Origin of the sequence: Pseudomonas amygdali, from assembly GCF_002699855.1 — a bacterium.
GTDB classification, from domain to species: Bacteria; Pseudomonadota; Gammaproteobacteria; order Pseudomonadales; family Pseudomonadaceae; genus Aquipseudomonas; species Aquipseudomonas amygdali.
Genome location: NZ_LKBW01000091.1, coordinates 1 through 7,861, shown reverse-complemented (window position 1 = coordinate 7,861; position 7,861 = coordinate 1). Strand labels below are relative to the sequence as shown.

Annotated in this window: 6 protein-coding genes and 3 pseudogenes; 2 read left to right on the top strand and 7 right to left on the bottom strand. The window is 56.3% G+C overall.

Annotated features, from left to right (window positions below; translation table 11 throughout):
- Positions 1-222: pseudogene (locus AO277_RS08915) on the bottom strand (GGDEF-domain containing protein); the annotation flags it as partial.
- Positions 223-670: 448 nt separating this feature from the next.
- On the opposite strand from AO277_RS08915, the gene AO277_RS08905 reads away from it, so the two are divergent.
- Together AO277_RS08905 and AO277_RS08900 are read left to right on the top strand one after the other, a co-directional pair.
- Complete coding sequence (locus tag AO277_RS08905) at positions 671-922, top strand: type II TA system antitoxin, ParD family (protein WP_057446119.1); 252 nt, start codon at positions 671-673, stop codon at positions 920-922.
- Positions 919-1,230, top strand: coding sequence for a type II toxin-antitoxin system RelE/ParE family toxin (locus tag AO277_RS08900; protein WP_031599141.1), 312 nt, complete (start codon positions 919-921; stop codon positions 1,228-1,230). Before AO277_RS08905 ends, AO277_RS08900 begins: the two co-directional genes overlap by 4 nt.
- A 57-nt stretch (positions 1,231-1,287) precedes the next feature.
- Here the strand turns inward: AO277_RS08900 and AO277_RS08895 are convergent, their stop codons facing one another.
- The 6 genes and pseudogenes from AO277_RS08895 to AO277_RS08870 all read right to left on the bottom strand — a co-directional run.
- Positions 1,288-1,542: a hypothetical protein gene (locus AO277_RS08895; RefSeq protein ID WP_257214206.1), complete on the bottom strand. Its 255-nt coding sequence runs from the start codon at positions 1,540-1,542 to the stop codon at positions 1,288-1,290.
- A 368-nt stretch (positions 1,543-1,910) separates the two neighbouring features.
- Positions 1,911-3,429, bottom strand: a pseudogene (locus AO277_RS08890) (IS3 family transposase).
- Between the two features lie 310 nt (positions 3,430-3,739).
- On the bottom strand, positions 3,740-3,916 hold the full coding sequence (locus AO277_RS29660; protein ID WP_371411873.1) for an SEC-C metal-binding domain-containing protein: 177 nt from the start codon (positions 3,914-3,916) through the stop codon (positions 3,740-3,742).
- On the bottom strand, positions 3,856-4,578 hold the full coding sequence (locus tag AO277_RS08885) for a YecA/YgfB family protein (RefSeq protein ID WP_099258921.1): 723 nt from the start codon (positions 4,576-4,578) through the stop codon (positions 3,856-3,858). Before AO277_RS08885 ends, AO277_RS29660 begins: the two co-directional genes overlap by 61 nt.
- Positions 4,575-7,690 (bottom strand): annotated as a pseudogene (locus tag AO277_RS08875) (Tn3 family transposase). The gene AO277_RS08885 and the pseudogene AO277_RS08875 overlap by 4 nt, the downstream one beginning before the upstream one ends.
- Before the next feature lie 4 nt (positions 7,691-7,694).
- Positions 7,695-7,861 (bottom strand): helix-turn-helix domain-containing protein (locus tag AO277_RS08870; protein ID WP_143492734.1); only part of this gene is annotated, 167 nt, incomplete at its 5' end.

Genomic DNA, 7,861 nt, shown 5'->3' with positions numbered 1-7,861 from the left:
GTTTACCGTAAGCAGCCATTTGCGCGCGCGAATGCCGCACCCGATGGTGAGGACTGTCGGTACCAGCAACGTCAGCCACATCGGGGCAGTTGCCCAATGGGTAAAAGCAAGTGCCCAGGTGTTGACCAACAGCACGAAGTACATCAGCGGCAGTTGTCGGGACAATGCGATATATTGAGCTTGCAGCAGCCGAGGATTATCGGAGGGCACGGACGTGCCCAGGTGTTGACCAACAGCACGAAGTACATCAGCGGCAGTTGTCGGGACAATGCGATATATTGAGCTTGCAGCAGCCGAGGATTATCGGAGGGCACGGACGTCAGGGCGCGCAAGGCACCCAGTAGTTTTTTCAGCATCGCAAGGCTTCTCTGTCACTACAGTCAAAGCGCACGTGGCTTGCTGCTCATCATGCGAGCCGGATTGTAACTTGCTCACCTGTAATGTTCTCGGCAGCGGTATTTAATTCTTTACGGTAAAATCGAACAGGGCAGCCAGGGGTTGTAAGCCGGAATCCCAGAAATTTCCGTCATGGGCGGGAAGCGAGTACTGGTGCGAATTGACGCCAAACAGGTGTTTTACGACAACCTGCGTCAATGTAACCATGTATAACCGCCTGCTCTATTAGCACATATGTTCTAATGTGGGAATGTGTAGTTTTGGAGGTTATCCCATGAGTCGCTTAACCATCGACATAACAAACCAGCAGCACCAAAGCCTGAAAGCGCTGGCTGCCTTGCAGGGCAAGTCTATCAAGCAATATGCGCTGGAAAGACTGTTTCCGGACGATGCTGATGCCAATCAGGCATGGGAAGAACTGAGAACCCTGCTCGGCGCACGTATTCACGAGGGACTTACCGGCAATGTGTCTGCCAAGAGCATCAGCAAAATTCTCGATGAAGAACTGATCGAGGGCAGCGCTTGACCGGCTACGTTCTCACCGCTGCGGCAGAATCCGATCTGCGGGGCATCGTCCGCTACACCCGTAAGCAATGGGGCGATGCGCAGGTGCGCCGCTACATCGCTACGTTGGAACAGGGGATCGCCAACCTCGCCGATGGCCGGGGTGTGTTCAAAGACATGAGTGCGCTTTTTCCGGCTCTACGGATGGGGCGGTACGAGCATCATTACGTCTTCTGCCTACCGCGTGAAGGAGCGCATGCTCTGATCGTGGCTATTTTCCATGAGCGCATGGATCTGATGACACGACTGGTTGATCGGCTCAAAGAGTAATAGCCTGGGTAGCCATGATGGAAATAGCGGCTGGTGACACGACTGCTGGGGCTCCCCCTATTTGCAGTGTTGCGTGGCCAACGCCTCGATGCGCGGATTGAATTCTTCTGGTCGCAGGCTCTCCAGTGGGCCGTGTTGCGGCCACACCTCGAGAACATTGGCGCGTCGCTGAGGTATCGGGCCACCGCAGTATTGCGGACCGATAAGCCAGGTAGGCACGTTATGCCAGGCATAGTGCATGTACATCATACGAGCACAATCTTCCAGCTGGCCAAGGTCATTGGCCTCATCGGCAAATACAACCAAAGCCACCAGTTGATTGCATACTTGGGGTCGCCTCAGGAAACGGATTTTAAAGTACGTTAAGCTGATTTGTAGTGGTCAACTGCATCAAAAAGGGCCCGTTACAGACTGTGTGAAAACACACTGTTGAAGGCCCAAGCAAACGCCCCGACTTGTTCGGAGCGTTTTGTTTTGTATTGGCAGCAGACGAAAAAATGGCCGCTCAGCCCATCAAATCCATCAGATGGCGCACACCGAGCACTTTAATCGCTCGTTTCAGGTTATAGGTGTAGCGGCCTGCAATCGAAATGGCCTCGACCTGCAATCATCGCATTTTTCGACCGGGATTAATTGCGTCTATCGGCGTTTTTCAAGGTAGTTGTCGCGTCACCGTCTAACTATGCTGCTCTTTTCTCGACCTGTTGCTCTCGATCCGGATTCAGCAGCACGGNCGTTCCGGTCTTTTTTCCTTGGCTCGTTCGTACAGCTCATGCCGCTGGGCCAAGACTTTATGATCCAGCCCTCGATGCCGCTCAGCCGGTGTGACGAACCGGATACGGCTATGCCGGTGCTCGTTGTTGTACCACCGTATGAAGTCCCTCACCCAGCTGCGTGCGGCGTCTAAACTGGCAAAACCATCCTGCGGCCATTGCGGGCAGTATTTCAGTGTTCTAAACAACGACTCCGAGTACGGATTGTCGTTGCTGACCCGCGGTCGGCCGCGTGACGGGGTGATGCCCAGGTCGTACATTTTGCTCAGCAGTGTCACCGATTTCATCGGCGCGCCGTTATCCGAGTGCAGCACCAGCGGGTCGTGTAAACACTGCTCACCGATCACGCTGCGTTGCAGCAGCGCAGCGGCTTTCTCGCCACTTTCCGCCTCGTAGACTTCCCAGCCCACGGCCTTGCGGCTGTAAATATCCTCGATCAGATAGAGGTAATAAAACTGGCCGCGTATTGGCGACGGCAGGTACGTGATGTCCCACGACCACACTTGGTTCGGCGCTTTGGCCGCATGCGTCGTTGGTGCGGCGTACCGTCTGGGGCGCTGACTACGGCCTCGATGTTGCTGTTGCCCCGTCGCTCGCAAGACACGATAGATCGTCGCCTCCGACGCCAGATAGCGCCCTTGATCGGCCAGGCGCGGCACGATCTGGCTTGGCGGCAAGTGGGCATACTGCGGGCTGTTACACAGCGTCACAATGGCCTGCCGCTCTGCCTCGGTCAGCGCATTTCGTGGCGTTGGCCGTGTGGCAGTTGTACGGGCGTCGGTCTGGATAAACTCTGTCTGAGTCCACCGTTGCAAGGTGCGCAGCGACAGACCAACTTCCCGACAGGCCTTGATTTTTCTGGCACCTGCCGCGACCGCTTCGCCCAGCCAGGTCACGATCAACTGGCGCTCTGGCAGAGAGGTTAGTTGGCCTCGTCGTCGGTCGTTCCCCAGTAGTCGTTGAGCTTTTTTCGCAGCACCAATAACGCGGCTGTTTCAGCCAGCGCCTTATCTTTGCGGCGCAGCTCGCGCTCAAGTTCCTGGATGCGTTTCTTGTCTTTGCGCGCCTGCTCGCGATCTTCTTTTTGCTGCGCTTTGTCGGACTTCTGTCCAGCGACAAACGCTTGTCGCCAGGCCGTGATCTGCTCGGGATAAAGACCTTTGCGACGGCAGTATTCACCCAGATCGATCTCGGACAAACCGGCGGCTTCAAGCACGACAGCAAACTTTGTTTCGGCTGACCAGTTCTCAGCCAACGGCTTGTTTTCGGACACTGCACTTCCTTCAGAACTGAGCTGTTTGCGCCAGTTGGACAAAGACATTTCGCTGACCCCTTCGCGCCGGGAAACCTCGGCCATCGACAGGTTCAGCGGGGGAAGCAGCATCTTGAGCAATGCGGCTCTGCGTTCAGGTGAATAGTACGGCACGACCAGTCTCTTTCCGCCCCCGATATACTTTTTTAGGAAAAACCGGAGAGGCGACAACTATCCTGACACCGGGGGTATATTTAGAGATAGACGTGAAGGCGAATTCTTCTTGGCCGTTCACCGGACAGAGCCTAGCGTTTTTTGGCAAAGCAGAGAATAGGGGGCGATACAGAAAACGGAAAAAAATGGCAGGGATTTTGAAAGTGTAGAAGGGGTCGATAGAGAAAACGAACAGGGCAGCCTGCGGCTGCAAATTGGGGTCTGGGGAGCAATGGAACAGGGAAGTCAGTTAAGCGCAATTTCCTGATGGTCAGTGCATCGTTGGGGAGTTGGATCCGCAGCAATGCTTGAATTTGCGTCCACTGCTGCACGGACATCTGGGGAGCAATGGAACAGGGAAGTCAGTTAAGCGCAATTTCCTGATGGTCAGTGCATCGTTGGGGAGTTGGATCCGCAGCAATGCTTGAATTTGCGTCCACTGCTGCACGGACAGGGGGCGTTGCGTCCAATTTTCGGTCCTTCTCTGCGTAGTGGTACATCGAGTGGTGTCTGTGCCAGCGGCCATCGATGAGGCTCGAAGTGCTCGAAGAAGCGATAGATGATCGTCAAACTGGCGATCATCATCTCAATCACTTCTTCACGCTTTTCGTTAGTAACCGACGGTGGTCGCAGCGCTGGATCGGGGTCATTCTCATAGGCCAAGACCATGATGGGGAGCATCGGCCCGCTATGTTCGTCGCTGTCGATCAGGTCACGCCAACTTCCAGGTCGGGCCTGAACTCCGCGCATAAAGCCCAGAGCCCAATCGTTGCCGTAAGTAATGCCATCACCATCCTCCAACAGCACTGGCAAATACACGTCAGGCTCCTCCAGCGTGTGAAGCAATACCGATGCAATCGTATTCCAGTGGCGCATGATGAGCCCCATCATGTCGGTAGCCTGAGCGTTGCTCTCAAAACTGAAATTCTCGCCCCAGATTTGTGGCAGGTACTCGCTGGGAGGCACCATCTCCGGACCACAGATCAGTGCCGCAAAATAGCCGTCAAGCATTTCAATGTTCATGGCCGGTGAGCCAATGGCATCAAGAAAACCAGTCAGCCTATCGAGTTCGGCCTCGGTCAGCGCTTGTTGGAAAGGTGGATGGCTCATGGGTGTTTGTTCCAATAGAGTTGTAGTAATTCAGATTCTGATGCTTTCCCAAGTGGGCGCAGTTCTCCGCGTGCGACGGCTTCCGGCACGGAGAATGAGTAGCGCCCAAGCATGTTGATATGCTCATGACCAAACGGCGAAAGCCGCGCCTCGTCTTCGGGGCGCACCGGATAGCCTTCGTGGCGTAACTGCGTGAGTATCGCGTCCATGTACAGGGTGTTCCACAAAACGATCATGTTTACGACCAGGCCGAGCGCACTCAACTGGTCCTCCTGCCCCTCGCGGTAGCGCTGGAACAGTTCGCCGCGCTTGCCGTGGAAGACCTCGCGAGCCAGACTATGGCGACCCTCGCCGAGATTGAGTTGCTGCAGCGTTGCGCGCCTGCGCGACTCGTCGTCAATGAAGTTCAGTGTGTGAATGGTCTTGTCGATGCGACCAATTTCAGCGATGGCCTGGGCCAATCGTGTCGGTCGCTCATCGACCTGCAGGGTGCGCATGATTCCCATCGCTGGCACCAAGCCAAGTTTGAGTGATCCAATCAAACGCAGTACGTCGTCCCAATGCGGTGTAATGCGGTCAAGGTTGACACATTGTTTTGCCAGTGCATTGAGTTCGCCATAGTCGGCTTGCGCATCAACTCGCCAGAACCGCGTGCCACCGATGTCGGCCAAGCGTGGGCTAAACCTATAGCCCAGAAGCCGGAACAGGCCGAACACTACATCGCTATAGGCTCCATTGTCGGTACTCGCCAGAACCGCGTGCCACCGATGTCGGCCAAGCGTGGGCTAAACCTATAGCCCAGAAGCCGGAACAGGCCGAACACTACATCGCTATAGGCTCCATTGTCGGTCATGATTTGCGTGGGCTGCAATTCGGTCTGCTGCTCTAGCACGACCGCCAGTAGCACCAGGCTGTCGCGTAAGGTGCCGGGGACGGTAATCGCGTTCAGCCCCGAGTATTGATCGGACAGCAGATTATACCAAGTCACGCCGCGTCCACGATTGAAGTATTTTGGGTTTGGTCCGGCATGCACGGTGCGCACAGGCACCACAAAACGCATGCCATCAGCCGAAGCCACATCGCCGCCGCCCCAAGTGCGGGCCAGTGCGATGCGGTTTTGTGCGGCTACCAGGACGGCATTGCAGGCGGTCAGGGTGTCATCACGCACGTAGTTTTGATCAACCCACAGCAGTCTGTCCCGCCGCAGTGCTGGTGTGTCCTGGCGTACAAACGGTTCGGGGCCAGTGTTGCAGGCTTCGGCCAAGAGCACCGCGCACAGACTGGTGTTTAGATCGGTGGCACGTGCTGTGCGTTCGGTCAGATGCGAGAACGCCTCCATGCAGCCGGTGCGGGCGGTGATCTCCAGTAGGATTTCCGGCAGATCGACGCGCGGCATGCGGGTCTTGATCTCATTACGCAAAGCAATCAGCGACGCCGGTTCCGCCAGTGCTTCCAGAGGGCTAAGCACGAGCTCTATCTTGTCGCCAATCGTTTCAAAGCGAACCGCGTCGTTGTCGGGCAGGCGTTCAGCGACACGCCGATAGGTTTCATCTAGTTCCTGCGCCAACGCGGCTAAGGTGGCCTGCGGTTGCACGCTCAGCTCCAGTGAGCGACAAATGACAGGCCGCGCAGCCTCCCACTCGGTCCCTTCTAATAGGCCCGCGCGCGGGTCGGCATATCGCCAGCTGGAGCTGACAAATACGTCGCGCCGACGAATCGCTACACGCAACTTGGCGAGGACACAGAAGGCAAAGGCTTTAGCATTGATCTTGCCGTCCTCTCCCACGACATGGCGTTGCCACGCCTTGTCCACAATGGTGATGGCTGGATCATGATCTGGCCTCTGATGCAACCATTGCAGTGCCTGTACCAGTGGGCGTGCTGTCGGATTGGCATCGAACTGGATGACACGCAGCAGCGTCGGCAAAAAACGCGTCACAGTCGCCTGTTTGGCCGCCAGTTCGGTGTAAAAAACATCGTCTGGCGGACGCACCAGCGTACCAATATCGTTCAGGGCCTGGCTCAGTTCGTCTTGTCCAATAGCGGCATACACTCGCTCGCGTAATTCGCCGTCTGGCAGACTTGGGTCGAGCAGCATTCGACATGCGCTGGCCAGCGTTGAAGCAGCCCGATCCAAGTCCTTCAACGTACGCTGCCTGGTCTTGCGATCTTCCTTTTGCGCCTTACTAAACAGTTCGCGCAACAACTGGTCGAGCACATCAAGGGCATCGTCATGAGCACTGGCTTCTAGGCTGTGGACAAAAGACACCAGGGTAGCCATGCGCCGTGCGTATGGAAGTCTGGCCACGGCTGAGACTTTGGCTGTGCTGGCAAAGCGTGCCAATGCCCCGATGCGACTGGGCGGCACCTTGGTGTTAGGCAGTTTGATTCCCAGATCACGTATCGTTTCGATGCGCAACAGTGCTTGTACCAGTGCAGGGGCACTCACGCGTACCGGCCCCTTGCGCAATCGATCAAGCCAGGATTGGCGACTGCCCTCGACAGGGTCCAGCAAATCGTCGAGGCGTTGGCGCTGGACATCTGTCACGTCACGCGTCAGCAGCCGCCAAAGGCGCGACTCCATGCGCGACCGCACCTCGGCAACGAACCGCTCCAAAAGGGTGACGCCAGGCAGCAGTACCTTGTGACCGATCAACCAACTGTTGGCATGCTCGAAAAGCACACTCGGACGGTCGGTGCCTGTCCAACACAGGGCGCATAGCCAGCGGCCAAGGTGAAATTGATTGCCGGTGTCTGTGAACTCACTGTAGGCATAGCGTGCGCGAATTTCTGTTGTGTGCTGCCAGCGTTGTCTGGTTCTGCGATAAGCTGCGACGCAATCGGCAAATTCAGGAATATTGAGCTGGGTTGCGAGGGTGCGCAGTACGGCTTCTGGCACGGCCGTTGGGTCTTCCAGAAAGGTGCCAAGAAAGCGCACGGTTGTCAGTTGTAGTGCATAGCCCAGACGACTGCTGTGACGACGTTTGGTGGCGATCCACTCGCGGTCATCATCGTCCAGGTGGAAGTAGCGCGTCAGCTCTTCACTGGAAAGTGTCTCTGGATAGCGAGCGTAGCGTTCCCGTTGTGTGGCGGACAGGAAGCTAACGGGCATGACATCAAACCGGCTGTCGGGCGAGGGTACGATAGACGGTTGGTCGTGAGATCGAGAACAGTTCAGCCAGGTCGCTGATCGAATATTTACTCGTATCGTACATCCGCCGTAGCTCCTTTTGCTGACGATCGGAGAGCTTGGGCTTCTTACCTCTTAGTTTTCCCTTGGCTC

What these genes read in the sequence shown, in the direction of transcription:
- AO277_RS08905 (WP_057446119.1), top strand. Translation starts at nt 671, where the DNA reads ATGAGTCGCTTAACCATCGACATAACAAACCAGCAGCACCAAAGCCTG.
- AO277_RS08885 (WP_099258921.1), bottom strand. Translation starts at nt 4,578, where the DNA reads ATGAGCCATCCACCTTTCCAACAAGCGCTGACCGAGGCCGAACTCGAT.